Below are 26,305 nucleotides of genomic sequence, written 5' to 3'. Positions count from 1 at the left end.
TAGCGTTCCCCGGCGAAGGCCGGGGTCCAGCCCGGCACCATGATAGACGCGGCGGCATAATCGACACCCCGCGCCGCAACTGGACCCCGGCCTCCGCCGGGGAACAAGCACATTCTGGTCGTCACCGTGTAAGGGACGAGACGACCGTCACACCGCCGCCACCCGCATCGGCTCCTCGCCCAGCATCGGCACCATCCCCAGCTTCGCCAGCAGCGCCGCGTCCGCGCCGTCGCCGGCATTGCCCGTCGTCAGCAGCTTGTCGCCGGTGAAGATCGAGTTCGCGCCCGCCATGAAGCACAGCGCCTGAGTCGCGTCCGACATGCTCTCGCGCCCCGCGGACAGCCGCACCATGCTCTGCGGCATCGCGATCCGCGCCACCGCCACCGTGCGGACGAATTCGATATCGTCGAGTCGCGCCATCGGCGTGTCGGCCAGCATGTCGCCGAGCGGCGTGCCGCGCACCGGCACCAGCGCGTTGACCGGCACGCTTTCGGGGTGGCGCGGCAGCGTGGCGAGCGCGTGGACGAAGCCGACGCGGTCGGCACGCGTCTCGCCCATGCCGACGATCCCGCCGCAGCACACGCTGATCCCGGCCTCACGCACATTGGCGAGCGTCTCCAGCCGGTCGCCGAAGCTGCGCGTGGTGATGACGTTGCCGTAATTTTCGGGCGAGGTGTCGATATTGTGGTTGTAGTAATCGAGCCCCGCCTCGGCGAGCTGACGCGCCTGGTGCGGCGCCAGCATGCCGAGCGTCATGCAGGTTTCCAGCCCCATCGCCTTCACCCCCTCGACCATCGCGACCACCTTGGCCATGTCGCGATCCTTGGGGTTGCGCCAGGCGGCGCCCATGCAGAAACGCTGCGATCCGGCCGCCTTGGCCTCCGCCGCGCTGGCGAGCACGGCTTCCACCTCCATCAGCTTTTCGGCCTTCAGCTGCGTGTCCGCGCTGGCCGACTGCGAGCAATAGCCGCAATCCTCGGGGCAGCCGCCGGTCTTGATCGACAGCAAGGTGCACAATTGCACCTCGCTCGCGGCATGATGCGCGCGGTGCACGCCCTGCGCGCGCCACATCAGTTCGTCGAACGGCAGGTCGAACAGCGCGGCGATCTCCGCGCGGGTCCAGTCGGTGCGGACGGCCAGCGCATCACGATCGCGAAGCGACGAAGCCGGGCGATCGGAACGAAGAAGCGTGTCGGTCATGGCGTCACCGTCAGGGCGTGAAGCTGGCGGGTGCGCGCGCGGGTCAGGTCGGCCTTGCAGCCGAGGATCACCATCTCTTCCATGCTGCCGCCGCGGTTCCGATAGCCTTCGCTCACGCATTCGGCGTCGCGAAAGGCGAGCCAGGCCCGCTGGCTGGCGAGCAAGGCCGCCGCATAGGTCGGGCCGGTGGTCGCGTCGGGTTGGGGGTGCGCGTCGCTCGCCTTCATCTGCGCCATAGTCGCGCGGTATTGCGCGTTCATGGCGGCGTCCGCCCGCATCCAGTCGGCGCCCGCACAGGCGTTGAGATCCGCGGTGCGCGGCGACGCGCACCGCGGATCGCCGGGCGGCGTCGCGGCGGCGAGCGTCAGGGCAAACAGCAACATTGCCTTCTCCTATTCCGCCGCTTCGCTTTGCGGCGGCATGTTGTGGCCGAGCAGACGCAGCACGTCCTCGGCGGCTTGAATGAGGTTCGTACCCGGTCCGAAGATCGCCTGCACGCCGGCATCGCGGAGCGCCTGATAATCCTGCGCCGGGATCACGCCGCCCGCGATCACCTTGATATCGGCATGGCCGGCGTCGCGCAAATGGCCGATCAGCTCGGGGATCAGCGTCTTGTGCCCCGCGGCCAGGCTGGAGGCCCCGACCACGTCCACGTCGCGGTCGATCGCCAGCGCGGCCGCCTCCGCGGGCGTCTGGAACAAGGGGCCCGGCACCACCTCGAACCCCAGGTCGCCGAACATGCTGCTGACCAGATTGGCGCCGCGGTCATGCCCGTCCTGCCCCATCTTCGCCACCAGCATCCGGGGCTTGCGGCCGAGCCGGCGCTCGGTGGCGGCGACGCCCTCCTCCAGCCGCGCCCAGCGCGCGTCGCCGTCATAGGCGCCGCCATAGATGCCGCTGACCGGGGTCGGCTGCGTGCCGTAGCGGCCGAACACATCCTCCATCGCGGCCGAGATCTCGCCGAGCGTCGCGCGCGCGCGGGCGGCGTCGACCGCGCGCGCCAATAGGTTGAACTGGTCCGGATCCCGTTCGCCCTGAGCTTGTCGAAGGGCGTGTTCCGGGGCCTGTGCTTCGACAGGCTCAGCACGAACGGGGGTATGGCGGGCGGCCTCCCGCAACGCATCGAGCGCGGCGCGGCACGCCGCCTCGTCACGTGTCGCCTTCACGTGCGCGATCCGCCGCACCTGCGCCTCGCGCACCGCGACGTTATCCACGTCGAGGATGTCGATCGGGTCTTCGTCCGCCTTGCGGTATTTGTTGACGCCGACGATCACGTCCTCAGCCCGGTCGACGCGCGCGGCACGGGCGGCGGAGGCTTCCTCGATCATCGCCTTGGGCCAGCCGGCGGCGACCGCCTTCGCCATGCCGCCCTCGGCTTGCACGCGCTCGATGATCTCCCACGCGCCGTCGACGAGGCTCTGCGTCAGGCTCTCGACATAATAGCTGCCGCCCAAGGGATCGACGACCTTGGTCATTCCCGTCTCTTCCTGGATCACGATCTGCGTGTTGCGCGCGATCCGGGCGGAGAAATCGGTGGGCAGCGCGATCGCCTCGTCGAGCGCGTTGGTGTGGAGCGACTGGGTGCCGCCCAGCATCGCCGCCATCGCCTCGATCGTCGTGCGCATGACGTTGTTGTACGGATCCTGCTCGGTCAGCGACACGCCTGACGTCTGGCAATGGGTGCGCAGCATCTTGGAGCGTTCGTCCTTAGCGCCCAATTGCGTCATCGCGCGATGCCACAGCACGCGCGCGGCGCGCAGCTTGGCGATCTCCATGAAGAAGTTCATGCCGATCGCGAAGAAGAAGGACAGGCGTCCGGCAAACCTGTCGATGTCGAGCCCGCTCGCGACGCCGTATTTCACATACTCCATGCCGTCGGCGATGGTGAAGGCGAGCTCGTGGAGCTGCGTCGCCCCCGCTTCCTGCATGTGATAGCCGCTGATCGAGATGCTGTTGAACTTGGGCATCTCGCGCGACGTGTAGCCGAAGATGTCCGAGATGATCCGCATGCTCGGTTCGGGCGGGTAGATATAGGTGTTGCGGACCATGAACTCCTTGAGGATGTCGTTCTGGATGGTCCCGTCGAGCAGCTTGCGGTCGACGCCCTGTTCTTCCCCGGCGACGATGAAGAAGGCGAGGATCGGGATCACCGCGCCGTTCATCGTCATGCTGACGCTCATCTGGTCGAGCGGGATGCCGTCGAACAGGATCTTCATGTCCTCGACGCTGTCGATTGCGACGCCCGCCTTGCCAACATCGCCCGTCACGCGCGGATGGTCGCTGTCGTAACCGCGGTGCGTGGCGAGATCGAACGCGACGCTCAGCCCCTTCTGCCCGGCGGCGAGGTTGCGGCGGTAGAAGGCGTTCGATTCCTCCGCGGTCGAGAAGCCGGCATATTGCCGGATCGTCCAGGGCCGGCCGGCATACATCGACGCGCGCACGCCGCGGGTGAAGGGCGCAAACCCCGGCAGGCCGGGATCGTCGCTCACGTCTTCCGCGGTGTAGAGCGGCTTGACCGCGATCCCCTCCGGCGTGTGCCAATTGAGGTCGCGGCCCTTCACCTCCTTCGCGGCGGCGGCCTCCCATGTCGCGAGGCTGGGATGCGCGGCAGGCTCGGGCTGCGGCGGTGCCGGCGGCGCGGCGCCGCTGTCCTCGCCGGTGTTGGTCTCGATCTCAGCCATGAAACACCCGTTCGTCCTGAGCTCGTCGAAGGACATGTCGCCAGTGAAGCGCCCGAGACGCGTGCTTCGACAGGCTCAGCACGAACGGGGGGGAGAAACGGGCCATCCTCACGCGCCCCGGAACGCGGGCTTGCGCTTTTCGAGGAACGCCATGCCGCCTTCCCGGCTGTCGGCGGTGCCGCGCGCCGCGCGCTGGTTCTCCGCCTCGGCGTTCATCGCCGCGGCATAGTCGCTCTGGAGCGCGGCGGCGAGGCCGCGGCGCATCAGCCCCAGCGCCATCGTCGGCCCGGCCGCCAGCCGCTCGGCCAGCGCGAACGCCGCCGCATCCAGCGCATCGTCGGCGACGACCTTGTGGATCATCCCCCATTCGAGCGCCCTGGCCGCCGGCACCTTTTCGCCCAGCAGCATCATCTCGGTCGCCCGCGCGCGGCCGATCAGGCGCGGCAGCATCCACGACGCGCCGCCATCGGGGACGAGGCCGATGTTGACGAAGGCCTGGAGAAAATAGGCCGTCTCGCTCGCCACGCAGAAATCCGCCGCCAGCGCCAGGCTGCAGCCGATCCCCGCCGCCGGTCCGCGCACCGCGCTGACGACCGGCACCGCGAGATCGGCGATCGCCTGCATCGCCGGGTTGTAGCTCCCGGTCAGCGCTTTGAACGTCGTCTCGCCGGGATTGTCGCTGCCGAGCGCACCGCCGCCGACGTCCGCGCCCGAACAAAAGGCGCGGCCCGCGCCCGTCACCAGCACCGCACGCGCTCCGTCGAGCGACTCCAGCGCCGCGGCGATCGCCTCGAACATCGCCGGCGGCGCGGCGTTCAGCCGGTCCGGCCGATCGAGCGTCAGCACCAGCACGTCGCCGCGCCGCTCGCGCCGGATCAGGTCGTCGGTCATCGGCATCTCTCCTAGTGGACGCCTTTCGGCGTCTCCATCAATTCGACCAGCATACCGCCCATGTCGCGCGGATGCACGAACACGATGGGCGTGCCGTGCGCGCCGATCCGCGGGCTGCCCAGGATCGTCGCGCCCTTTGCTGTCAGATCGGCGACGGCGGCGTGGATATCGGGCACCTCGAAACAGACATGATGCTGCCCGCCCGCGGGATTCCTGCGCAGGAAGCCGGCGATCGGCGAGGCGTCGTCATAGGGCTCGATCAGCTCGATCTGCGTGTTGGGCGCGTCGATGAAGCAAACCCTCACCCCTTGCGCGGGCAGGTCGAACGGTTCGCCGATCGCGGTGGCGCCGAGCAGGTTGCGATACGTCTCGACCGCGCGCGCGATCGATGGTGTCGCGACGCCGACATGGTTGAGGCGGCCGAGGGTCATTCGGGCAACCGTGCCGGCTCATCGGGCCGAAACGGCGTCCGCGTCGCGCCTTGTACGAACCCCTCGAGCCGCGACACCCGCTCCGACAGCGAGGCGTGAGCGCGGCTCAACGCGACCACGTCCTTGCTCAACGCCGCCATATCGTCCCGCATCGCCTTGATCGCCTCCTGATAGAGGACGATCGACTTGAAAACGCTCCATGTCTTTTCCGATACAGACATCAGGCGGCGATATCCTGCTGACCCGGCACCGATGGTCCAAGCGCCTCCGCGATGGCGGCGCGGGCCTCCGCGATGCTGGCACGCATGGCGTTCAGATCCTCGTGCATGCGCGGCAGCGCCCGCTCGATCTCGGCGATGACGAGCGCTCGCGCCTCGTCCTCCTCCATGCTTTCCTGGGCGATATAGCTGGTGGTGGCCTCGCGCACGACATGGCCGACCGATCGGCCGTTGCTGGCGGCAAAGGCATCGAGTGCCGCCTTGTGGTCGGGCGTGGTCAGAAACGTGACTCGTTCGGTCTGCATCGGAGCGCTCCTTCACATGACCTTATAATGTGTCGAATGGTCGGTCACAACGGGATGTTGTCGTGCTTCTTCCACGGGTTCTCCAGCGCCTTGCCCTTCAGCTTGCGCAGGCCGAGCGCAATGCGGCGGCGGGTGGAATGCGGCTGGATCACCTCGTCGATGAAGCCCTTGCTCGCCGCCACGAACGGGTTGGCGAAGCGCGCCTCGTATTCCGCCGTGCGCTCGGCGATCTCGTCCGCCGTGCGGCCGCGGAAGATGATCTCGACCGCGCCTTTCGCGCCCATCACCGCGATCTCGGCGGTGGGCCAGGCATAGTTCAGGTCGCCGCGCAGATGCTTCGACGCCATCACGTCATACGCGCCGCCATAGGCCTTGCGCGTGATGACGGTGATCTTGGGCACGGTCGCCTCGGCATAGGCGAACAGCAATTTGGCGCCGTGCTTGATGATGCCGTTATGCTCCTGCGCGGTGCCGGGCAGGAAGCCGGGCACGTCGACGAACGTCACGATCGGGATGTCGAACGCGTCGCAGAAGCGCACGAACCGCGCCGCCTTCTTGCTCGAATTGATGTCGAGCACGCCCGCCAGCACCATCGGCTGGTTCGCCACGAAGCCGACCGTGCGTCCCTCGATCCGCCCGAAGCCGGTGACGATGTTGGCGGCGTGGCCCGGCTGCGTCTCGAAGAAATCGCCCTCGTCCACCACCTTCCGGATCAGCTCGTGCATGTCGTAAGGCTGGTTGGCGCTCGCCGGGATCAGCGTGTCGAGGCTTTCCTCGATCCGGTCCCAGTCGTCCGCGGTCGGGCGTTCGGGCACGCCCACGCGGTTGGATGCGGGCAGGAAATCGATGAAGTCGCGCGCCGCCAGCAGCGCCTCGACGTCGTTGTCGAACGCGTTGTCGGCCACGCTCGTCTTGGTGGTGTGCGTGACCGCGCCGCCCAGCGCCTCCTGCGTGACGACCTCGTTCGTCACCGTCTTCACCACATCGGGCCCGGTGACGAACATATAGCTCGAATCCTTCACCATAAAGATGAAGTCGGTCATCGCCGGCGAATAGACCGCGCCCCCCGCGCACGGGCCCATGATGAGCGAAAGCTGCGGCACCACGCCCGACGCCAGCGCGTTGCGCTGGAACACCTCGGCATAGCCGCCGAGGCTGGCCACGCCCTCCTGGATGCGGGCGCCGCCCGAATCGTTCAGGCCGATGACGGGCGCGCCGACCTTCAGCGCCATGTCCATCACCTTGCAGATCTTCTGCGCGTGGCGTTCCGACAGCGAGCCGCCGAAGACGGTGAAATCCTGGCTGAACACGAACACCAGCCGGCCGTTGATCGTGCCCGATCCGGTGACCACGCCGTCGCCGGGGATCTTCTGCTCCGCCATGCCGAAATCCACGGCATTGTGCTCGACGAACATGTCGAGCTCCTCGAAACTGTCCTCGTCGAGCAGCACGTCGAGCCGTTCGCGCGCGGTCAGCTTGCCCTTGGCGTGCTGCGCGGCGATCCGCTTTTCGCCGCCGCCCATCCGGGCGGCCTCGCGACGGCGATCGAGTTCCTGCATCGTGGACGACATGGCCTCTCCTCGCGCGCTCCATTCCGGAGGCGCACTGGAAAAGCAAGCGCGGCCGGTCGATCCGTCAGGCGAACGCCCAGCGCAGCGTCTGCGCGATGCCGAACGTGCCCGCGCGCACCAGCGGCGCAGCGATCCCCGGTCCGGAAAAACCGTGCATCGTGCGCGCCCATTCGGGCAGAAGGTCGATCCCCGCCTGCATCGTCAGCGCCTGCATCGGCGCGATCGCGGGGCTGGCGGGCTTCTGGTCGAGCACGAGCCGGGCCACCTCGCGCGTGCGGTCGTCGACGCGCAGGTCGCCGCGCATCGTGCGGATCAGCACCGCCGCCGCCGCCCGGCTGCGCGGCGCGGGATCGGCGCCAAGGGCCGTTGCCATATCGGCCATCTCGGCGAAATAGCGATCCTGATCGGCGCGCGTCATGCGCGGCTCGCCATAGCGCCGCCAGCCGGCGAGAAAGCTCGTCGCCTCGGTCACATGCACCCAGGCGAGCAGGGCCGGATCGTTCGCGGCATAGGGCGTTCCGTCGGGCAGCGTGCCCGTCACCTGGACGTGGATTCGCCGCACCCGCGCGATCGCCGCCTCCGCCTCGTCGCGCCCGCCATAGGTGGTGAGCGCGATGAACCTGGCGGTGCGCTTCAACCGGCCATGCATGTCGGCGCGGAAATTGGAATGGTCCCACACCCCCGCCAGCACGGCGGGATGAAGCATCTGGAGCAGCAGCCCCGACACGCCGCCCACCAGCATCGACGTCACGTCGCCATGCACCCGCCATGCGACCGATCCGGCGCCGAACAGCCCGTCCTGCCGCCGCGTCACCGGAGCCTCGCCCTTGGCCGGATCGTTGAACAACCCCACCACCTCGCGCGCGATCCGCGACTTGAGCGAGCGGACGAGCGGGCTTGGAAACGGAGAGGCCATGCGACGCTCAACGTGCGGCGATCCGCGCGGGTCCGGCGGCGTGTGGCGAACGGCCTATGCCGCACGGCAAGGCGCGATTGCGAACGGGTGTTTCGGCAAGCTCGGCACGAACCGACTTCGGGGACTGGATCAAACTGGCTCCAAGGAGGGAGGGCACGCGGAGACGCGGAGGAGTTGGACCCCGCCGCACCGGCGGGCTTTCATCGCGGCCTGTGAGCATCAGAACGCTGTCGCGTTCGATCCGCCTCCGCGCCTCCGCGTGCCCTCCCTTCGGCCGCCCTATTCCGCCGCGATCGCCGCATCGGGGTCGCACGCCACGTCGTCCGGCAGCGCCCAGATCAGGTCGCCGCGGCCCAGCACGCGGCCGTCCTGCGCGCGCACTGCGACCGGCTCGATCGGCCGCCGGTCGCGCGCGTCGACCAGGATCGGATAGGCTGGCACGCACGTCTCCCACCGCTCGCCCCATTGCCGGAGCGCGATCATCGTCGGCAGCAGCGCAAAGCCCTTGTCGGTCAGGCCATAGACGATCTTGCGCCGATCCTCCGGAAACGGCGTCCGCGCCAGGATGCCATGCTCCACCAGCCGCGCCAGCCGGTTCGCCAGGATGTTGCGCGCGATCCCCAGTTCGGACTGGAACTCCTCGAAATGCTGGAGCTTGTTGAACGCCGCGCGCAGGATCAGGAACGACCAGCGTTCGCCCACCGCCTCCAGCGCGGCGGGCAGGCTGCAGGCGAGCAACGGTTCGCGCAACTTCGTCATGGCCGCATCCTCTCGCATGACACCCTAACGGAAAAACCGTGGCGAGGCACGGCGGTAATGTGTTGCCAAGCGACGGGCACCGGCCCCATCTAGTTCGCGTGCTACGCCAATATGAACTCGTCGATCGCGTCCTCGACTATGATCCGCAAGCCGACGAGGCGCTGCTGAACCGCGCCTATGTCTTCTCGATGCAGGCGCATGGCAGCCAGAAGCGGGCAAGCGGCGATCCCTATTTCAGCCATCCGATCGAGGTGGCGGGCATCCTGACCGATCTGCACCTCGACGACGAGACGATCGCGACGGCGATCCTGCACGACACGATCGAGGATACGGTCGCCACGCCCGAGGAGATCACGCGGCTGTTCGGCGCCAGCGTGGCGCGGCTGGTGGACGGCGTCACCAAGCTCAGCAAGATCGAGGCGCAGACCGAGAACGAGCGCGCCGCCGAGAATCTGCGCAAGTTCCTGCTCGCGATGTCGGACGATATCCGCGTCCTGCTGGTGAAGCTGGCCGATCGGCTGCACAACATGCGCACGCTCCACCACATCGCGAAGCCCGAGAAGCGGCGGCGGATCGCGAAGGAGACGATGGACATCTACGCCCCGCTCGCCGAGCGGATCGGGATGTACGAGTTCATGAAGGAGATGCAGACGCTCGCCTTCGCCCAGCTCGAACCCGACGCGTATGAATCGATCACCCGCCGGCTGGACCAGCTCAAACAGGGCGACGGCGGCGACCGGATCGCAAAGATCGGATCGGGGCTGAAGCTGCTGCTCGGCCGGTCGGGCCTGGAAACCGAGATATCGGGGCGCGAGAAACATCCCTATTCGATCTGGCGCAAGATGCAGGAGCGCCACATCAGCTTCGAGCAGCTCTCGGACGTGATGGCGTTTCGCGCGATCGTGCCGCGCGTGGAGGATTGCTATGCCGCGCTGGGGGTCATCCACCGGCGCTGGCCGATGGTGCCGGGGCGGTTCAAGGATTATATCTCGACGCCCAAGCGCAACGGCTATCGCTCGCTCCACACCACGGTGATCCATGCCGAGAATGCGCGCGTGGAGATCCAGATCCGCACCCCCGAAATGCATGCCGAGGCCGAATTCGGGCTCGCCGCGCACTGGGCGTACAAGCAGGGCGGCGCGGGCGGCCTGGGCGTGCGGCCCGAGACGCAGCATAGCTGGATCGCCGATCTGGTCGAGATCCTCGACACCGCCGAGAGCCCCGAGGAGCTGCTCGAACACACCAAGATGGCGATGTATGCCGATCGCATCTTCGCCTTCTCGCCCAAGGGCGAGCTGATCCAGTTACCCAAGGGCGCGACGCCGATCGATTTCGCCTATGGGGTGCACACCGATCTGGGGGATCAGGCGGTGGGCGCCAAGATCAACGGCCGCGTCGTTCCGCTGCGCACCGCCATCGAGAATGGCGACCAGGTGCAGATCCTGCGCTCCAAGGCGCAGGAGCCGCAGCCGGCCTGGCTCAATTTCGCGATCACCGGCAAGGCGCGCGCCGCGATCCGTCGCCATCTGCGGCAAAAGGCCAAGGGCGAGCAGGTGAAGCTCGGCCGCAAACTGTACGAGGACATCGTCCAGCGGCTCCCGGCGCAGATCGGCGCGGACGCGATGAGCCATGCGCTCAAACGCCTGAAACTGTCGGACGAGAATGCGCTGATGGCGGCGATCGCGCGGCGCACCTTGCCCGACAGCGCGGTGATGGAGGCGCTGATGCCCGGCTCGGCGGGGGCGGACGTGGTGCAGCCGCACGCGCTCGCACCGCAATCGAGCGCCATCTCGATCAAGGGCCTGACGCCGGGCATGGCCTATGATCTCGCCACCTGCTGCCATCCGGTGCCGGGCGACCGGATCGTCGGGCTGCGCCGCCCCGATGCCGGGATCGAGGTGCACGCGATCGATTGCGCCACGCTGTCCGATCTCGCCGAACGCTCCGAGGACGAGACCGACTGGATCGACGTGTCGTGGGGCGACAAGACACAGGGCGCGACCGCGCGGATCGCGGTGGAGGTGAAGAACGAGCCCGGCGCGCTGGGCGTGCTCGCCACGATCATCGGCGCGCACAAGGCCAACATCATCAACCTGCGGCTCGACAACCGCGATACCGGGCTGCACACCAACATCATCGATGTCGAGGTGCACGACCTGACGCAGCTCATGCGGCTGATCGCGGCGCTCCGCGCGGCCGACGTGGTGAACACGGTGGAGCGGGTCTAGAATTCGAAGACGGCACCTCGACCCGTTCGCCCGGAGCGTGTCGAAGGGCCTGTCCAGAATGCGATGGCGCGAGCGCGAAGAGCGTGCTTCGACACGCTCGGCACGAACGGATTTCGTGATCCGGTCGAGGCGATACCATTCCGCGCCATCGCCATCGGACTTCCCCGTGTTCCATTCCGCGTTCGGCCGCGTCGCCCCATGGCAACAAAATGGTGACGCTGCGCCGCGCCACCGCTACCAATCCGCGCCATGCAACGCCCCGCGCTCTCGATCGTCATCCCCTGCTACAACGAGGCGGCCTGCCTCGATCTGCTCCATGCGCGCGTCGGCGCGGCGGCGCGGGGGTGCGTGGGCGACGATTACGAGCTCGTGCTCGTCAACGACGGCTCGCGCGACGATAGCTGGGCGGTGATGCAGCGCCTCGCCGCCGCAGACCCGCGGCTGGTGGCGATCAACCTGTCGCGCAATCACGGCCACCAGCTCGCGCTCACCGCCGGGCTCGACCTGTGCTCGGGCGCGCAGATCCTCATCATCGACGCCGATCTGCAAGATCCACCCGAGCTGCTCGGCGACATGCGCGCGGCGATGGTCGCGCAGGGCGCCGACGTGATCTATGCGGTGCGTCGCAAGCGCGCGGGCGAAACCTTGTTCAAGAAGGCGACCGCCGCGGTCTTCTACCGGGTGCTGGACCGAGTGACCGACACGCCGATCCCGCTCGACACCGGCGATTTCCGGCTGATGAGCCGGCGTGCGCTCGATGCGTTCCTGTCGCTGCCCGAACAGGCGCGCTTCATCCGCGGCATGGTCGCCTGGGTCGGGTTCCGCCAGATGCCCTTCCCCTATGATCGCGCCGAACGGCATGCGGGCGAGACGAACTATCCGATCGGCAAGATGATCCGCCTCGCCTTCGATGCGGTGACGGGCTTCTCGACCGCGCCGCTCCGCTTCGCCAGCCATGCCGGCCTCGCGCTCACCGCCGCCTCGCTGCTGCTGCTCGTCTATATCGCGGTCGGTTTCTTCACCGGCAGCGCGGTGCAGGGCTGGACCTCGACGATGCTCGTCGTCGTGCTGCTGGGCGCGGTGCAGATGTTCGTGCTCGGCATGATCGGCGAATATCTGGGGCGGCTCTATATCGAATCGAAGCACCGGCCGCTGTACATCGTGGCGGACGTCGCGGGGCCGGTGCAGGGCCGCGCCACGCTTGGATTTCGCGCGGAGCCGGTCGACGCGGCCGCGGGCGGGACGGACGTCGCAGCGGATCCGTGCGGAGCCGCGTAGATCGCGAACGGCGGTGGCCCCGAGCGTATCCGCCTTTATCCCGGCACCGCCAGCGTGACGATCGATAGGCCGGGCGTCATCGGCACCCGGCCGACGGCATGGCGCTCGAGCCGGAAGATCCGCTCGAACAGCGCGTTCACCGCCTTGGGCGGGGGCGAATCGTCGCTGTCGTCGCGGTGCAGCAGCCGTCCCACGATGCGCGCGGCGGCGGCGAGCGGAAACAGCAGCGAGTTGAAATAGGTCAGCCGCGTCGGCGTCAGCCCCGCACGCACGATGGCGGCGGAAAGCGTCGCGCGGGAATAGCGGCGGTGATGGTGGTTCACCACGTCGTGCGCGCTCCACATCCACTGGTGCGCGGGCACCGCGATCAGGATCTTGCCGCCGGGCTTCAGGCAGGTCGCCATCGCGGCGAGCGCGGCCACGTCGTCTTCGATATGCTCCACCACGTCGAGCACCGCGACCAGATCATAGGCGCCGCGTTCCACCCCGGTCAGCGCCGGGAGCGGCGCGTCGCCGACCGGCTTGCCCAGCCGCTCGCTGGCGATCGCCCGTGCGGCGGGATCGATCTCGATCGCGTCGACCGTGCCGAACGTGCCCAGCATCGGCAGATTGTGCCCGGTGCCGCACCCGATCTCCAGGATGCGCGCCTCCGCCGGCAGCGCGGCATAGCGCGTCAGATAATCCGCCAGGATGTCGCGGCGCGCGCGATACCACCAATGCGTCGAATCATGCGCGGCCATGCGGTCGTAGACGATACGGTCCATATCAGGCGAATACCCAGAAACGGTTGAGGGCGAAGGTGATGAGCGGGGTGACGCACACGATCGGCACCAGCGGCCACCAGGTGGCCCCGTGCAGCGGCCCGGTGAGGATCGCGACGAACGCGGTGTTCAGGCCGAAGCTGACCAGGCTGACCGCGAAGAACCGGCCGCCGGTCCGTGCGAAATCGTCGCGTTCGCCATGCCCCTGGAAGCTCCACCGGCTGTGCAGGAAATAGCCCGAGACCATCGCCCCCATATAGCCGAGGATATTGGCCACCACGGGCCAGGCGGCCCGTCCTCCGATATCGGCGAGTTCGTGGCCATAGGTGGCGAGCGGCCAGTAGATGACGCCGAACACCAGCGTCGACAGCCCGCCCGCGATCCCGAAGCGGACGAGCTGCGCCAGCATGCCGCTCGCCCGCCAGTGATCCAACCGCCTCGCCAAGCCCGACACGCCGCTCTTCCCTGAAAACCGTCACCGCCCTAAGGCCATCTCCGCGGGAGTGGAACCGGAAACGGTCCTGATGGGATGATGCGTTTGAACGACGATACGGGCGCACGCTTGCGCCGGATGCTCGATCGCCGCTGGATGGCGCTCACGCTGCTCGTCTGGGCGGCCGTCACCGCCTGGTATCTGTGGTCCGACTGGAACCAGATCCGCTGGTGGTCGCTGGGCGACACCGACGACAATATGCGCCTGATGCAGGTGCGCGCCTGGATGGCGGGGCAGGATTGGTACGACCTGCGCCAATACCGCATGAACCCGCCCGGCGGGTTCGACATCCATTGGAGCCGCATCGTCGATCTGCCGATCGCCGGGCTGATCCTGTTCTTCCGCCTGTTCACAAGCGCCGCCTGGGCGGAGCGACTCGCCTGCGGCCTGGCGCCGCTGCTGCCGCTGTCGGTCGCGATGCTGGGCGTGGGGGCGACGGTGCGGCGGCTGGTGAGCCCCTATGCCTGGCCGCTGGCGCTCGTCTTCCTGCTCGGCACCTCGGCGACGATGCTGATGTTCATGCCCGAACGGATCGACCATCATGGCTGGCAGCTAGCGATGCTGTCGCTGACGGTGGCGGGGCTGTGCGATCCCGCGATGCGCCGCGGCGGGCTGACAGTGGGCTTGGCGAGCGCGGTCAGCCTGGCGATCGGTCTGGAGATGCTGCCCTTCGCCGCGATGGCGGGCGCGATCATCGCGCTGCGCTGGATCCGTGACCGGGCGGAGGCGCCGCGGCTGATGGTCTATGCGCTGGCGCTGGGCGGCGGCAGCACCTTCGGCTTCGTCGCCTTTGCCTCCTATGCCAATCGCGTGATGCGCTGCGACGCGCTGACGCCGGTGTGGCTGTCGGTGATGATCGCGGCCGGCGTGCTGCTGTTTGCGCTGGCGCTCGCGTCGCCGCGCTCGGCGGGCGTGCGGCTGGGGCTGGCGGCGGTCAGCGCGGTGCTGATCGGCGTGGGCTTCGCGCATTTCTTCCCGCAATGCCTCGGCCGCCCCGAACAGGTCTCGCCCGAACTGGCGAAGAACTGGCTGAACAACGTCCGCGAAGCCAAGCCGATCTACCAGCATCCCTTCCGCCTCGCCTTTGCGATCGCGGTGTTTCCGGTGATCGGGCTGATCGGCGCGGTGTTCGCCGCGTGGCGCGCGCGCCGCGCCGCCAATGCGATCGGCTGGGCGGCGGTCGCGCTGTTCACCGGCTTTGCCTGCCTGATGCTGCTGTGGCAGGCGCGCGCGGGCCCCGGTGCGCAGCTGCTCGCGGTGCCGGGCGCGGTGGCGCTCGTCTGGGCGTTCCTGCCGCGGCTGCTCGATCACACGTCGATGGCGGTGCGCGTGCTGGCGCCGGCCGCGGTGGTGGTGGTCGCCTCGTCCTTCTTCGCCGGGCTGGTGCTGCCCTATCTGCCCGTCGGCAAGCCGAGTGCCTATACCGCCCGCGTCAACCACGCCTCGGGCAATTGCGTGCGCACGACGGTGCTGCGCCCGCTCAACCATTATCCGGCGCAGACCGTGTTCAGCTTCATCGATCTGGGGCCGCGGATCATCACGATCACGCATCACGACGCGGTGGCGGGCCCCTATCACCGGAATGGCGACGCGATCCTCGACGTGCAGCACGCGTTCGGCGGATCGCCCGCGCTGGCGCATGCGATCATGAAGCGCCACGGTGCGACGTTGCTGCTGCTCTGCCCCAACATGGCGGAGGCGACGATCTACCGCGCGCGCTATCCCGGCCGCTTCTACGACCAGATGGCGCACGGCAAGCGCTTCGCCTGGCTCACCCCGCTGCCGCTGCCGCGCGGCGATCCGCTACGGCTGTTCCGGATCGACTAGCGCAGCACCACCGACAGCCCGTCCAGCACGAACTGGACGGCAAGCGCGGCCAGCAGCACGCCGAGCAGGCGGGTGATGACCGCCTCGATCTTCGCACCCAGAATCCGCATGATCGGGCCCGCCGCCAGCAGCGCGATCAGCGTCAGCAGCAGGATAGACGCCATCGCGCCCAACACGACCAGGCTGCGCTCCAGCCCGTCGTTGCGGGACATCAGCAGCATCACGCTCGCGATCGAACCCGGCCCGGCGATCATCGGCATCGCCATCGGAAAGATCGAGACATCGTCCGCCTCGGGATCGTGCGCCACCTTGGCGGCGCGATCCTCGCGGCGCTGGGTGCGCTTTTCGAACACCATCTCGAGCGCGATGAGGAACAGCATGATGCCGCCCGCGATGCGGAAGCTCGCCAGGCTGATCCCCAGCCCCTTCAGCAGCGCCTCGCCGAACAGCGCGAAGACGAACAGGATCGCCGCCGCCACGCCCACCGCGCGGATCGCCATCGCGCGTTTCTGCGCGGGGCCGGCCGCCGCCGACAGCCCGGCATAGATCGGCGCGCAGCCGGGCGGATCGATCACCACGAAGAAGGTGATGAAGGACGAGACGAACAGCTCGATCACAGCGCGCCCTCGTCGATCGCCACGCCTTCGCGCCGGCCGGCGGAGACGAGCGTGTTGCGCAGCAGCACCGCGATCGTCATCGGCCCGACGCCCCCCGGCACCGGCGTGATCGCGCCCGCCACCGACAAGGCGCCGGCGAAATCCACGTCGCCCACCAGCCCGTCGGCGGTGCGATTGATGCCTACGTCGATCACGGTCGCGCCCGGTTTCAGCCAGTCGCCCAACACCATCGCCGCGCGGCCCACCGCCGCCACCACGATATCCGCGCGGCCGACCACCGCGGGCAGATCGCGCGTGCGGCTGTGCGCCAGCGTCACGGTGCAGCTCGCCGCGGTCAGCAGCGCGGCCATCGGCTTGCCGACGATGTTCGACCGGCCGATCACCACCGCGTCCTTGCCGGCCAGATCGCCCAGCGCGTCGCGCAGCAGCATCAGGCAGCCGAGCGGCGTGCACGGCACGAAGCCCGGCAACCCGGTCGCCAGCCGCCCGGCGTTGACCGGATGGAAGCCGTCGACATCCTTGTCGGGATCGATCGCGAGGATCACCGCGGTCTCGTCGATATGGGCGGGCAGCGGCAACTGGACGAGGATGCCGTCCACCGCCGGATCGGCGTTGAGCGTGGCGACCAGCGCGAGCAGCGCGGCCTCGGTCGTGTCGGCAGGCAGGCGATGCTCGATGCCCGTCATCCCCGCCGCTTCGGTCGCCTTGCCCTTGGCGCGCACATAGACCGCGGACGCGGCGTCCTCGCCCACTAGCACGACCGCGAGGCCGGGCCTGCGCCCCGCCCGTTCGGCGAAGACCGCGACCTGCTCCGCGACGCGCGAGCGGAAGCCAGCGGCAAAGGCTTTTCCATCGATGATCGTGGCGTTCATGGGGTGGCGGCATAGAGGCCGGCGGCGATTCGCGCCAGCAGCGCCGCGTCGCCGGCGATGGCGATCCGCTTCAGCCGCGCGGTTTGCCCGCCGATCAGCGTCACGTCGCGCTTCGCCACGCCGAACACCCGGGCGACCAGCGCGAGCAGCGCGGCATTGGCCGCGCCCTCCACCGGCGCCGCGGCCAGCCGCGCGGCAAAATGCTCCGCCGTGCCGGGCGTCAGCGCATCGCGCCCGCCGCGCGGCGTCACCCGTACCGCGATCGTCAGCCCGGCCGGCGTTTCCGCCCAAGCCGGCATGCGGTCAGCCCGCCACCACCGCGCCGCCGTACATCTGCTGCACGATCGCCGCCTGGACGATCTTGTCGAGAATGATGATCGCGATCAGCACCACCATCGGCGACAGGTCGAGCGCGCCGAAATCGGGCAGGATGCGCCGGATCGGGCGATAGAGCGGCTCGGTCATCCGCTGGAGCGCGGTCCACACCGAACGGACGAAATCGTTGGAGGTGTTGATGACGTTGAACGCGATCAGCCACGACAGGATCGCCTGCACGATGATGATCCACCACACGACATCGAGCAGGATTTGAACGATCTGAAGCAACAGGATCAACGCGAAAGCCTCCCAGCAGCGGACGGGGTGCAGATAGGCGATGAAGCCATGGCGTGCCAGAGGTCAATGGCTCGATCGACGTCCGCACCGACGGACCAGGCTTCGAAGGGGCAGAAGATCGTTCGCGCGAAGACGCCAAGACGGGAAGAGGGCGCGCCCGGCGGCGCCTGCAGCCTTCGCGCAAATGGGTTCACGCGGAGGCGCGGAGGCGCGGAGAAGAAGGGCCGGCCGCGCCAGCGGCCCTTCATCCCCATGCCAGGATACCGGTGCGCTGCCGCGCACGAAACATCTTCGCGTCTTCGCGGCTTAGCGCGAAACTCTTCTTCTCCGCGCCTCCGGGCCTCGCGTGAACCGATCTTCGCTACGCCACGCTCAGCCTAGCACCGCACCAGCGTGCCCGCGCCCGCCGAGGTGAAGATCTCGAGCAGCACGGCATGCGGCACGCGCCCGTCGAGGATCACCGCGGCGCGCACGCCCGCCTGCACCGCGGCGACGCACGTCTCCAGCTTGGGGATCATGCCGCCGGTGATCGTGCCGTCGCCGCGCAGCCGCACCACGTCGGCGGGCTTCAGGTCGGTCAGCAACTCGCCCTGCTTGTCGAGCACGCCGGCCACGTCGGTCAGCAGGAAGAACCGGCGTGCGCCCAGATGCGCCGCGATCGCACCCGCCATGGTATCGGCGTTGATGTTGTAGGTATGGCCGTCGTCGCCGATCGCGATCGGCGCCACGACGGGGATGATCCCGGCGTCGCACAGCGTGTCGATGATCCGCCGGTCGACCGCGACGGGCTCGCCGACGAAGCCCAGATCGACATGGCGCTCGATCCCCTGGCGTTCGTCGGGGCTGTCGCGGCCCACCTTGCGGGCGCGCACGAAGCTGGCATCCTTGCCCGAGATGCCGACCGCACGACCGCCCGCCTGGCCGATCCAGCCGACGATTTCCTTGTTGATCGATCCGGCCAGCACCATTTCGGCGATATGCGCGGTCTCGGCATCGGTGACGCGCAGCCCGTCGACGAAGCGCGATTCGACGCCCAGCCGCTTCAGCATCGATCCGATCTGCGGGCCGCCGCCATGCACCACGACGGGGTTGATCCCCACCGCCTTCAGCAGCACCATGTCGTTGGCGAAGCTGCGCTGCAGCGCGGGCGAGCCCATCGCATGGCCGCCATATTTGATGACGAACGTCTCGCCGGCATAACGCTGGAGATAGGGCAGCGCCTCGGTCAGCGTATGCGCCTTGGCGAGCAGGTCCGCATTCGGGGTATAGTCGGTCATGCGCGGGGCCTTAGCGGCTGCGCCGGGGGAGTGAAAGACGCCCGGCCCCGGCCGCGCGGCTCAGGCGCGATCCAGCCGCCGCCCGATCGTGACGAACAGATAGATCAACAGCGGCACGATGACCGCGGACAGGATCACCTTCACGATCATCTGCCCGATCAGCAGCTCGCGGATCGGAAACACGCCCAGGAACGCGATGCTGACGAACAGCAGCGTGTCGACCACCTGGCTCAGCACCCCCGCGATCGCCGCGCGCAGCCACAGGAGCGGCGCGCCCTCGCGCCCCTTCAGCCAGGAGAAGACCGAGACGTTCAGCGTCTGCGAAATGCCGTAGGAAATGATGCCGCCGACCCAGATCCGCGGCGTGCCGCCCATCATCAGCGCGAACGCGTCGCGCCGTGCCGGCATCATGTCGCCCGACGCCGGCAGCGCGAGGACGATCAGCGAGAGCAGGATCGACACGATCAACGGCACGAAGCCGAAACGCACCAGCCGGTTCGCGACTGTACGCCCGTGCAACTCGGCCACCGCGCTCGACACCGCGACGAGCAGCAGAAAGGCGAAGATCCCCGCCTCGATCGCCAGCGGCCCCAAGCCGAGCATGGGGCCGAGCGCCGAGAGCGGCCCCAGCGCCACCTGCTTGTTGCCCAGCACGCCGGCGATGCACACCATGCCGCCATAGAAGATCGAGAGCGCGAAGAGCGAACGCGGGATGGCGGGGGCGGGTCTGTCCATCGCTGCGGTGCTAGCGCGCCGGGCGCTCACGCACAATCGGCTGTCCTCTCAACGGATTTGGCGCCATACCCGGCGCCAGGGGATGTCGCGGGCCGTACCCGCGCGTCCGGGGAAAGGGGCTCATGCGCGTCAACACCACCATCGTCCACGGGATCGCCCGCGCGTGAATCGCATCCTGATCGGCCTGGCCGGCATCGCGGTGATCCTCGGTATCGCCGTCCTGCTCTCGACCGACCGCCGCGCGATCCGGCTGCGCGTCGTCGGCAGCGCCTTCGCGCTCCAGGCGGGGATCGCGGTGCTGGTGCTCTACAGCCGCGGCGGCCAGGCGGTGCTGTCGTTCCTGTCGGGCGGCGTGGCGGACCTGCTCGGCTATGCCAAGGCCGGCACCGATTTCCTGTTCGGCCCCCTCGCCTCGCCCGCGATCGGCGGCCACAGCTTCGCGATCGCGGCGCTGCCCGTCATCATCTTCTTCGCCAGCCTCGTCTCGATCCTCTATCATCTGGGCATCATGCAGCTGGTCGTGCGCTGGATCGGCGGCGGCATCGAGAAACTGATCGGCGTGTCGAAGGTGGAATCGCTGTGCGCGGCGGCGAACATCTTCGTCGGGCAGAGCGAATCGCCTTTGGTGATCCGCCCCTATCTGGCCGCACTCACCCCCGCGCAGCTCTTCACCGTCATGACGAGCGGGATGGCGGGCGTGGCAGGCACGATCCTCGCCGCCTATGCCTCGATGGGCATCCGTATCGAATATCTGCTCGCCGCCAGCTTCATGGCGGCGCCCGGCGGAATCCTGATGGCCAAGATCATCATGCCCGACGGCGTCACCCCGCCGCCGGGCGAACTGCCGCTGGGCGACATTCCCGGCGAGGCGATCGCGGGCGAGCCGCTGCCGCAGGCCAGCCATGACGAGGAAAAGCCCGCCAACCTCATCATGGCGGCGGCGCAGGGCGCGCAGACCGGCGTAAAGCTGGCGGTCGCGGTCGGCGCGATGGTGCTGGCCTTCGTGGCGCTGGTGGCGCTGGCCAACGGCTTGCTCGGCGGGATCGGCAATCTCGTGGGGTTGCCGGGGCTCAGCTTCCAGGCGCTGCTCGGCTATGTCTTCGCGCCCGTCATGTTCCTCCTGAACGTGCCCTGGTCCGAAGCGGGGATCGCGGGCGGGCTGTTCGGGCAGAAGATCGTGCTGAACGAGTTCGTCGCCTATATCTCGCTCGGCACCCAACAAGGCCATCTGTCGCCGCGTACGATCGCGGTGGTCACCTTCGCGCTGTGCGGCTTCGCCAATTTCTCGTCGATCGCGATCCAGATGGCGGTGACGGGCAGCCTCGCCCCCAATCAGCGCCCGACGATCGCCAGGCTCGGCCTGCGCGCACTGGCCGCGGGCAGCCTCGCCAACCTGATGAGCGCGGCGCTTGCCGGATTGCTGATCGGCTGAGCGTTTCGCGCTTGCTCCTGACGCAGCGTCATCGCGTAGACGATTCGCCATGGAGGAGATGCTCGATATCGGCGAGGTGGCGCGGCTGACCGGCCTCACCCTGCGCGCGCTGCGCTTCTACGAGGGGCGCGGGCTGGTGGCGCCGCTGCGCACCGCGGCCGGCCGGCGCGTCTATGGCCGCGGCGAGCTGGCGCGGCTCAACGCGGCGGTCGCGCTCAAGCTGGCGGGCTTCTCGCTCGCCGAGATCGCGCGGATGCTGGCAGGCAAGACGGTCGACATCGGCCGCCTCGTCGACGCCCGGCTCGCCGAGATCGACGCGCGCGCCGCCGTGATCGCCGAAGCGGGCACGCTCCTTCGCACCGTCAAGTCCCGCATCGATCGCGGCGAGCCGATCGATGTCGCGACCCTCTGCTCGCTGATCCGAACGGGAAACGACACGATGGAAGAGAACAACTGGAAGGCGGTCACCGACCGCTACATGACCGACGCGGCGCGGGCCGACTTCGCCGAAGCGGAAAAGGCGATGCCCGCCGATTTCGACCAGGCCGCTTATTCGGCGCAATGGGCCGCGCTGAGCGACAAGATGGCCGCAGCGCTGCCGCTCGATCCGCGCTCGGCGGAGGCGGGTGCGCTCTACGATGAATGGCAGGCGCTTCTTGCCCCCTTTACCGCGATCGCGACGCCCGCGATGACGGGCAGCGTCACGCGGATGTACGACGGCATCGACAGCTGGAAGGGCGAACAGGCGCCGCCCTTCCCGTCGGAGGTCTGGCAGTTCATCCGCTCGGTCGGTGCGGCGCGCAAGGCCGGGTGACCGGAGCCCCTTCCCGGCGGTCGCGCCGGGAAGGGATGGCGGATCAGGGCATCATCACCGTGTCGATGACGTGGATCACGCCGTTCGACTGGTAGACATTGGGGATGGTGATCGTCCCCGTGTCGCCCTTGCCGTCCATGATCGTCCAATGGCCCATCGCCTTTTTGAACATCAGCGGCTCGCCCTGAACGGTGGTGTAGGTCGCGGTGCCGCCGTTGGCCTTGGCCTTGGCGGCGATGTCGGCGGCGGTGATGCGGCCGGGGACGACGTGATAGGTCAGGATGCTGGTGAGCTGCGCCTTGTTCTCGGGCTTCACCAGCGTGTCGACGGTGCCGGCCGGCAGCTTCGCGAACGCGGCGTTGGTGGGGGCGAACACGGTGAAGGGGCCGGGGCCCGACAGCGTGTCGACCAGCCCGGCGGCCTTCACCGCGGCGACGAGCGTGGTGTGGTCCTTCGAATTGACGGCGTTCTCGACGATCGTCTTGGTCGGATACATGGCGGCACCGCCGACCATCGGGTCCTTGGGGGCGGCGATCGCGCCGGCGCTGGCCAGGATCGCGATGGCGGCGATCGAAGTGCGGATGGGGTTCATGAGCGTCTCTCCTGTTGGCACCGGCACGGTGCGGCGGGAGATACGGCGCGAGGTGGCGGGTGGATGCAGCGCCGAAACGATCCCGTCCCGCCCCCCGCCGCCCGCTCCTCCCGCAAAGCGCTTGAGCCCGGCCGGCGCCGCGCGCAAAGCACGGCGATGCGGATCCCGATGCTCGCCCTTCTCCTCATGGCGCTCTGCGCGCCTGCCGCCGCCCGCCAGCAGACGGCCGCCGACCGCGACGCGCAGGCGATCGATGCGGCGGCGCGCGAATATCGCGCGATCGACGTCGCGCTCACCGCACGCACCAGCCTCGCCGACCGGCGCACGCTCCATGCCGAGGCCGCCGCCGTCGCGCAGGTCGCCGCCGCGCGCACCGCCGACCTCCAGGCGCAGCTCGCCACGGTCCAGACCGAACTCGCGCAGCTCGGCCCCGCGAAGGCGCCCGCAGCGGCGACGCCGCGCGCGCGGGTGGACCGGGCGCGGCTGGAGAAGCAGCGCGTGCCGCTCGACCAGGGCGTCGAGCGCGGCCGCAAGCTGTACGCCGACACCGCGCGCCTGCTCGCCGAGACCGCTGCCAGCCCCACCGACCGGCTGGTCGAGCAGATCTCGACGCGCACCCATTCGCCGCTCTCGCCCGATTTCTGGCGCGCGATCGCCGCCGAATGGCCGCGCGACGCGCAGCGGCTGATGCTGCTCGGCAATGTCGAAGGCGATGCGATCGGCGGCGCGCGGCCGGGCGACCTATGGGCGGCGGTGCTGGGGCTGGCGGCGGCGCTGCTGATCCTGTTTCCGCTGCGGCTGTGGCTGCGCGGAGTCGGGCGCCGGATCATGCTCGATCACGCGCCCTCCAACCGGCTGCGCAAATCGGGGCAGGCCGCCTGGATCGTGGCGAGCGGCGCGCTGCTGCCCGGCATCGCCGCGGCCTGCGCGATGACGGGGCTGCGCGCCGCGGGGCTGGTCGCGCCCGCCTGGGTGCCGCTCGGCGACGCGCTCACCCGCGCGTCGACGGTCGCGGGGCTGATCTGCGGCCTCGGCTCGGCGCTGCTAATGCGCCGCCAGCCGCAATGGCGGCTGCTGCCCATCGCCGACGATACCGCGCAGGCGCTGCGGCCGTGGAGCTGGATCGCCGCCTCCGTGGTGTTCGCGGTCGTGCTGCTCGATGCCGGGCGGACGGTCGCCGCGCCCGGCGCCGCCTCGCGCATGGCGATCAGCGCGGTGATCGCGCTGGCGCATATCGTGCTCGTGGCCAGTCTGCTCGCCTGGATCGGACGCGTCCGGCTGCGCGCGATCGCGCGCGGCGATGCGGTCGACGACGGCGCGGGCGAGACCGGCACCGCGCTCGCCTCGCTCGTCGCATGGACCGGCACGCTCGCCGCCGCGGTCGCGCTGCTCATCGGCTATGTGGCGCTCGCGGCACTGCTCGGCGCGCTGCTCCTCTGGGTGCCGCTGATGATCGCCACCTTCTGGATCGCGCTCGTCCTCGCCGACGATCTGGCGACCGGGCTCGTCTCGCACAAGAGTCGCCTCGGCCTCGGCCTCCACCGCGGCTTCGGCGTGCGGCCGAGCCTGATCGACCAGGCGGGCATCGCGCTGTCGGCCGCGCTGCGCCTCGCGCTGGTACTGCTGGGGCTGACGGTGGTCACCGGGCCGTTCGGCTCCAATGTCGACACGCTGCTCGACCAGTTCTCGCGGCTGGCCGACGGCGTGACGATCGGCTCGCTCACGCTGTCGCCGGGCGCGGTGCTGCGCGCGGCGGCGGTGCTGGTCGCCGGGCTGTTCGTGGTGCGGCTGGTGCAGCATTGGCTGACCGAGCGCTATCTGCCCGCCACCGATCTGGATGCCGGCGCGCGCAACTCGATCGCGACGGTCGCGCGCTATCTGGGGCTGATCCTCGCCGGGCTATGGGCGCTCGCCTCGCTCGGCATCGGCGTGCAGCGGATCGCGCTGCTGCTCTCCGCCCTGTCGGTCGGGATCGGCTTCGGCCTCCAGGCGATCACGCAGAATTTCGTCTCGGGGCTGATCCTGCTGTTCGAACGGCCGGTGAAGATCGGCGACCTGATCCGCATCGGCGACCAGGAGGGCGACGTGAAGCGCATCAGCGTGCGCGCCACCGAGATCCAGATCGCCGACCGTTCGACATTGATCGTGCCCAATTCCGAACTCATCACCAAAACGGTGCGCAACATGACGCTCGCCGATCCGATCGGGCGCGTGCAGCTCCAATTCTCGGTCGGGATCGAGGCGGACATCGCCAAGGTGCGCGCGATGCTGCTGGCGATGTATGCCGATTCGTCGGCCGTGCTCGACCAGCCCGATCCCCGCGTGTTTGTCGATTCCATCGCGGACGGCCGCGTGAACATCAACAGCTTCGCCTATGTGGCCAGTCCTCGCGACGTCTATCCCACGCGCAGCGAATTGTTCTTCCGCCTGCTCGCCGAATTACCCGCGGCCGGGATCGATCTGGGCACCGCGCCGCAACAGCTACACCTCGTGGGCGGCGTAGTCACCGCCACCGATGGCGCCGACACCGCCGTCCCCGGCACGGCGACTTGACCGACAAAGGTCCCAAAACCGGTCAAGAGGCCGTTCGCCGCAGGCGGATCGCAACAAATATTGCACGGACGAGACTTCGCGATCGATCAGCACTTGCATCGATCCGCGGAATAGTCATGGCAGGACCGCTACGACCGATTGGTCGTGATGTGCTGCAAGAGGATCTTCCATGACCGACTCCACCAATGCCGTCGAACTCGCCGCCGAGCTCACCGCGGCCTGGCTCGCGAACCCCAACACGCGCACGTCCGCCGACGACGTGCCCGCCTTTCTCGCCTCGATGCACGCGGCCGTGACGCGCCTGTCGGGCGACGCCGCAGAGCGCGCCGAAGAGCCCGCGCAGCAGAGCTACGAGCCCGCCGTCTCGGCGCGCAAGTCGCTGGCCTCGCCCGACCACATCATCTCGATGATCGACGGCAAGAAGTACAAGACGCTGCGCCGCCATCTGTCGACGCACGGCATGACGCCCGAACAATATCGCGAGCGTTTCAACCTGAAGGCGGATTACCCGATGGTCGCCGCCACCTATTCGGAGGCGCGCCGCGCGATGGCCAAGTCGATCGGCCTCGGCCGCAAGGCGGGCACCAAGGTGGAGCAGGCCGGCGAAACCGCGGTGAAGTCGGTGCGCAAGGGCGGCAAGGCCGCGCTCGATGCCGCCAAGAAGGCGCTCGGCGCCGAAGGCTGATCCGTAGAAAAATGGCGGGCCGTCACCGGCGGCCCGCCATCGATAGCTCAGGCTTTTTTGCGCGCGCGCTTCGGGTTGGCGGCGGCTTCGGCATCTTCCTCTTCATCGGGCGAATGTTCGCCGGCTTCGGTGAGCGCGGCGCCCAGCGCCTTCAGCTTGTCCTGCGAGGTCTCGGCGCGATCGGCGATCTTGGTGGTCGCCTCGCCCAGCCGGTGCAGCAGCGCATGGATCCGGTCCGCATCCGGCTCGCCCTTTTCGAGCTGCTTGCGCAGCGAGGCCAGGTCGCGAAGGATGCCCTTGGAGCCGGGCACGTCGAGATCGGCGAGCGCCGTCTCCCAATCTTCCACCATGTCGGCGCCCTTCGTGGGCTTGGTGGCATCGAGGCCCCGGTTGATCGCGTTCATCGTCGCTGCGAATTTGATCGCCATGGATTATCCCTCGAAATATCCGCCAGAAGCAGCGGTGAGCGCCGAACGCAGCAGGCGCCGCCCGGTCGCGTCCGCCCGGAATTCATCTGCGCAAAGAGCAACATAAGGCAATCATCGGCCCGACGG

Annotated in this window: 27 protein-coding genes; 7 read left to right on the top strand and 20 right to left on the bottom strand. The window is 68.8% G+C overall.

Annotated elements, in window-relative coordinates:
- Positions 1–147: 147 nt before the first annotated feature.
- From bioB to OXQ95_RS13695, 10 genes are all read right to left on the bottom strand, one after another.
- Positions 148–1,200 carry a biotin synthase BioB gene (gene bioB / locus OXQ95_RS13740; protein WP_267382006.1) on the bottom strand — a complete coding sequence of 351 codons (1,053 nt, stop codon included), beginning with the start codon at positions 1,198–1,200 and terminating at the stop codon, positions 148–150.
- Positions 1,197–1,583, bottom strand: a complete 387-nt coding sequence (locus OXQ95_RS13735) for a lysozyme inhibitor LprI family protein (protein ID WP_267382005.1) — start codon at positions 1,581–1,583, stop codon at positions 1,197–1,199. Before OXQ95_RS13735 ends, bioB begins: the two co-directional genes overlap by 4 nt.
- A 9-nt stretch (positions 1,584–1,592) precedes the next feature.
- Positions 1,593–3,881, bottom strand: coding sequence for a methylmalonyl-CoA mutase (gene scpA, locus OXQ95_RS13730; RefSeq protein WP_267382004.1), 2,289 nt, complete (start codon positions 3,879–3,881; stop codon positions 1,593–1,595).
- A 108-nt stretch (positions 3,882–3,989) separates the two neighbouring features.
- A complete protein-coding gene (locus OXQ95_RS13725) occupies positions 3,990–4,772 on the bottom strand; it encodes an enoyl-CoA hydratase-related protein (RefSeq protein ID WP_267382003.1) in 783 nt (260 codons plus the stop codon).
- A gap of 11 nt (positions 4,773–4,783) precedes the next feature.
- Positions 4,784–5,203, bottom strand: a complete 420-nt coding sequence (mce, locus tag OXQ95_RS13720; protein ID WP_267382002.1) for a methylmalonyl-CoA epimerase — start codon at positions 5,201–5,203, stop codon at positions 4,784–4,786.
- Positions 5,200–5,424 (bottom strand): hypothetical protein, encoded by a 225-nt coding sequence (locus OXQ95_RS13715; RefSeq protein ID WP_242097858.1) that lies wholly within the window; start codon positions 5,422–5,424, stop codon positions 5,200–5,202. The genes mce and OXQ95_RS13715 overlap by 4 nt, the downstream gene beginning before the upstream one ends.
- Positions 5,424–5,726: a hypothetical protein gene (locus OXQ95_RS13710; protein WP_267382001.1), complete on the bottom strand. Its 303-nt coding sequence runs from the start codon at positions 5,724–5,726 to the stop codon at positions 5,424–5,426. The genes OXQ95_RS13715 and OXQ95_RS13710 overlap by 1 nt, the downstream gene beginning before the upstream one ends.
- Before the next feature lie 44 nt (positions 5,727–5,770).
- Positions 5,771–7,297, bottom strand: a complete 1,527-nt coding sequence (locus tag OXQ95_RS13705) for an acyl-CoA carboxylase subunit beta (RefSeq protein WP_267382000.1) — start codon at positions 7,295–7,297, stop codon at positions 5,771–5,773.
- Between the two features lie 64 nt (positions 7,298–7,361).
- Positions 7,362–8,213, bottom strand: a complete 852-nt coding sequence (locus OXQ95_RS13700) for an oxygenase MpaB family protein (protein WP_242097861.1) — start codon at positions 8,211–8,213, stop codon at positions 7,362–7,364.
- A gap of 279 nt (positions 8,214–8,492) precedes the next feature.
- Positions 8,493–8,972: a helix-turn-helix domain-containing protein gene (locus OXQ95_RS13695; RefSeq protein ID WP_242097862.1), complete on the bottom strand. Its 480-nt coding sequence runs from the start codon at positions 8,970–8,972 to the stop codon at positions 8,493–8,495.
- Between the two features lie 98 nt (positions 8,973–9,070).
- Between OXQ95_RS13695 and OXQ95_RS13690 the strand changes: the two genes are divergently transcribed.
- Together OXQ95_RS13690 and OXQ95_RS13685 are read left to right on the top strand one after the other, a co-directional pair.
- Complete coding sequence (locus OXQ95_RS13690) at positions 9,071–11,200, top strand: bifunctional (p)ppGpp synthetase/guanosine-3',5'-bis(diphosphate) 3'-pyrophosphohydrolase (RefSeq protein WP_242097863.1); 2,130 nt, start codon at positions 9,071–9,073, stop codon at positions 11,198–11,200.
- 249 nt (positions 11,201–11,449) lie between these two features.
- A complete protein-coding gene (locus OXQ95_RS13685) occupies positions 11,450–12,478 on the top strand; it encodes a glycosyltransferase family 2 protein (protein WP_267381999.1) in 1,029 nt (342 codons plus the stop codon).
- A gap of 35 nt (positions 12,479–12,513) precedes the next feature.
- Here OXQ95_RS13685 and OXQ95_RS13680 read toward each other — a convergent pair whose 3' ends face one another.
- Positions 12,514–13,242 (bottom strand): class I SAM-dependent methyltransferase, encoded by a 729-nt coding sequence (locus tag OXQ95_RS13680; protein ID WP_242097865.1) that lies wholly within the window; start codon positions 13,240–13,242, stop codon positions 12,514–12,516.
- Between the two features lies 1 nt (position 13,243).
- Positions 13,244–13,693: a GtrA family protein gene (locus OXQ95_RS13675; protein ID WP_242097866.1), complete on the bottom strand. Its 450-nt coding sequence runs from the start codon at positions 13,691–13,693 to the stop codon at positions 13,244–13,246.
- 117 nt (positions 13,694–13,810) lie between these two features.
- Here OXQ95_RS13675 and OXQ95_RS13670 point away from each other — a divergent pair, with 117 nt between their 5' ends.
- The gene (locus OXQ95_RS13670) at positions 13,811–15,559 is read left to right on the top strand and encodes an AcrB/AcrD/AcrF family protein (RefSeq protein ID WP_267382035.1); all 1,749 of its coding nucleotides are present in this window, start codon (positions 13,811–13,813) and stop codon (positions 15,557–15,559) included.
- Here OXQ95_RS13670 and OXQ95_RS13665 read toward each other — a convergent pair.
- The 6 genes from OXQ95_RS13665 to OXQ95_RS13640 all read right to left on the bottom strand — a co-directional run bounded on the left by OXQ95_RS13665 (position 15,556) and on the right by OXQ95_RS13640 (position 19,675).
- Positions 15,556–16,176 (bottom strand): MarC family protein, encoded by a 621-nt coding sequence (locus OXQ95_RS13665; RefSeq protein ID WP_242097868.1) that lies wholly within the window; start codon positions 16,174–16,176, stop codon positions 15,556–15,558. The genes OXQ95_RS13670 and OXQ95_RS13665 overlap by 4 nt on opposite strands.
- Positions 16,173–17,048: a bifunctional methylenetetrahydrofolate dehydrogenase/methenyltetrahydrofolate cyclohydrolase FolD gene (gene folD, locus OXQ95_RS13660; RefSeq protein WP_267381998.1), complete on the bottom strand. Its 876-nt coding sequence runs from the start codon at positions 17,046–17,048 to the stop codon at positions 16,173–16,175. Before folD ends, OXQ95_RS13665 begins: the two co-directional genes overlap by 4 nt.
- The gene (locus OXQ95_RS13655) at positions 17,045–17,347 is read right to left on the bottom strand and encodes a DUF167 family protein (RefSeq protein ID WP_267381997.1); all 303 of its coding nucleotides are present in this window, start codon (positions 17,345–17,347) and stop codon (positions 17,045–17,047) included. Before OXQ95_RS13655 ends, folD begins: the two co-directional genes overlap by 4 nt.
- 4 nt (positions 17,348–17,351) lie before the next feature.
- Positions 17,352–17,663: a YggT family protein gene (locus tag OXQ95_RS13650; RefSeq protein ID WP_242097871.1), complete on the bottom strand. Its 312-nt coding sequence runs from the start codon at positions 17,661–17,663 to the stop codon at positions 17,352–17,354.
- A gap of 377 nt (positions 17,664–18,040) precedes the next feature.
- Entirely contained in the window at positions 18,041–18,940 is a 900-nt protein-coding gene (argB, locus tag OXQ95_RS13645) for an acetylglutamate kinase (protein ID WP_242097872.1), read from the bottom strand.
- Between the two features lie 60 nt (positions 18,941–19,000).
- Positions 19,001–19,675, bottom strand: a complete 675-nt coding sequence (locus tag OXQ95_RS13640; protein WP_267381996.1) for a queuosine precursor transporter — start codon at positions 19,673–19,675, stop codon at positions 19,001–19,003.
- Positions 19,676–19,838: 163 nt separating this feature from the next.
- Between OXQ95_RS13640 and OXQ95_RS13635 the strand changes: the two genes are divergently transcribed.
- Positions 19,839–21,107 (top strand): NupC/NupG family nucleoside CNT transporter, encoded by a 1,269-nt coding sequence (locus OXQ95_RS13635; protein ID WP_267381995.1) that lies wholly within the window; start codon positions 19,839–19,841, stop codon positions 21,105–21,107.
- A 49-nt stretch (positions 21,108–21,156) separates the two neighbouring features.
- A complete protein-coding gene (locus OXQ95_RS13630; RefSeq protein ID WP_267381994.1) occupies positions 21,157–21,921 on the top strand; it encodes a MerR family transcriptional regulator in 765 nt (254 codons plus the stop codon).
- A gap of 43 nt (positions 21,922–21,964) precedes the next feature.
- Here OXQ95_RS13630 and OXQ95_RS13625 read toward each other — a convergent pair whose 3' ends face one another.
- Positions 21,965–22,513 carry a fasciclin domain-containing protein gene (locus OXQ95_RS13625; protein ID WP_242097876.1) on the bottom strand — a complete coding sequence of 183 codons (549 nt, stop codon included), beginning with the start codon at positions 22,511–22,513 and terminating at the stop codon, positions 21,965–21,967.
- Between the two features lie 168 nt (positions 22,514–22,681).
- Here OXQ95_RS13625 and OXQ95_RS13620 point away from each other — a divergent pair, with 168 nt between their 5' ends.
- A complete protein-coding gene (locus tag OXQ95_RS13620; RefSeq protein WP_267381993.1) occupies positions 22,682–25,066 on the top strand; it encodes a DUF3772 domain-containing protein in 2,385 nt (794 codons plus the stop codon).
- Between the two features lie 169 nt (positions 25,067–25,235).
- Positions 25,236–25,751: a MucR family transcriptional regulator gene (locus OXQ95_RS13615; RefSeq protein ID WP_242097878.1), complete on the top strand. Its 516-nt coding sequence runs from the start codon at positions 25,236–25,238 to the stop codon at positions 25,749–25,751.
- 47 nt (positions 25,752–25,798) lie between these two features.
- Here OXQ95_RS13615 and OXQ95_RS13610 read toward each other — a convergent pair whose 3' ends face one another.
- Positions 25,799–26,179, bottom strand: a complete 381-nt coding sequence (locus tag OXQ95_RS13610) for a hypothetical protein (RefSeq protein ID WP_242097879.1) — start codon at positions 26,177–26,179, stop codon at positions 25,799–25,801.
- Between the last annotated feature and the right edge of the window lie 126 nt (positions 26,180–26,305).

The sequence above is a fragment of the Sphingomonas sp. GC_Shp_6 genome (genome assembly GCF_026540835.1).
GTDB lineage: Bacteria > Pseudomonadota > Alphaproteobacteria > Sphingomonadales > Sphingomonadaceae > Sphingomonas.
The sequence above is the reverse complement of the archived record's forward strand: the minus strand, read 5'-3'. Positions and strand labels throughout refer to the sequence as shown.